Genomic DNA, 1,073 nt, shown 5'->3' with positions numbered 1-1,073 from the left:
CCAGAAGCTGGATACCTGGTTTACCACCGAGATTGATGCCCTGAATCAGGCTGAACTGGATGCGGACGATAGCGACGCAGAATAAAGTTCGGTGATCGACTCGTTGCCTGTCACGTTATGCTAGGTCGAAGCGAGATGGGTCGCGAAAAGGGAAATAAGTCCCCACCGTACGGTGGGGCAACGGGAGAGAAATAGGAGGTTTTTATTGTTATGCCGTTAAGGATCTTCGATCCTGCGCGGTTTCGCAAGATCTTTGTGTAAGATCGCGCCATCATACATAAGTTTGCGCTGCACTCTTGATTCCCCTCACGAATACGCACATTACTTCATAGCAACTTGTCTGATAAAAGCCCGATTTAGCAACGATAAGTCAGATCCTGCCGCGATCTAACACGACAGTGTTATGTTTGGCGCATAACCGAATGCGCCCGACCAATTCTGTTTCCCTGTTCTGCTTCTCTGTCCTTTTCCCTGCTCACGGCCACACCTCTTCGTATTCACAACCGGTGGTGCGAATCTCTCTTAGCAAACCCATGCCGCACTATGCTTGTGAGGCGCTTGTGCAGCAGCACGCGCAACAGCGCAACAGCGCAACAGCGCAATTTGATTTTTCATCGAGAAATAAGTGTGGGCAAGCTGTAGCTTTACAACAAATTGCTGGAGAAGGTGGGCAGCGGGTAGACAGGCAACAAAAAGGCCGGCAAAAGCCGGCCCGAAAAAAATACGTAAGCAAAAATGTGAGTCTGGTGACAACGCCGCCATCACACAGACAAAAAATAAGATAAACAAGAAGAGCGAAATGATTATATCGCACTTAGAAACATTTTAAAGTAATTACTCTAATTCTTAGGCGATAAAATCGGCGACCGCGCTCACAAAAACGACGCAGTGTGAGAAAAAAAGCCAGCATCAACGGGAAAAAGAGTAACCCGCAGCGGGAAAAACGGTAACAAGGGGCGACGTTGTGGGGAAAAAAGCGGCAAAACGCAGATAAAAGAACGCCCCGCTCTAACGAGCGGGGCGGCTAAAAATTCAGCCAAATCCGATTACGTGAAGTAAAAGGTCTGAAAGAT

Annotated in this window: 1 protein-coding gene; it reads left to right on the top strand. The window is 48.2% G+C overall.

Features of this window, described 5'->3' with window-relative positions:
- Positions 1–422 precede the first annotated feature (422 nt).
- Positions 423–785 carry a hypothetical protein gene (locus GOU96_RS17730; protein WP_324702092.1) on the top strand — a complete coding sequence of 121 codons (363 nt, stop codon included), beginning with the start codon at positions 423–425 and terminating at the stop codon, positions 783–785.
- The last annotated feature ends 288 nt before the right edge of the window (positions 786–1,073 follow it).

Origin of the sequence: Vibrio sp. R-1, from assembly GCF_035615595.1 — a bacterium.
GTDB classification, from domain to species: domain Bacteria; phylum Pseudomonadota; class Gammaproteobacteria; order Enterobacterales; family Vibrionaceae; genus Vibrio; species Vibrio cholerae.
Note: the sequence above shows the minus strand (reverse complement) of the source record. Positions and strands in the feature narration are given on the sequence as shown.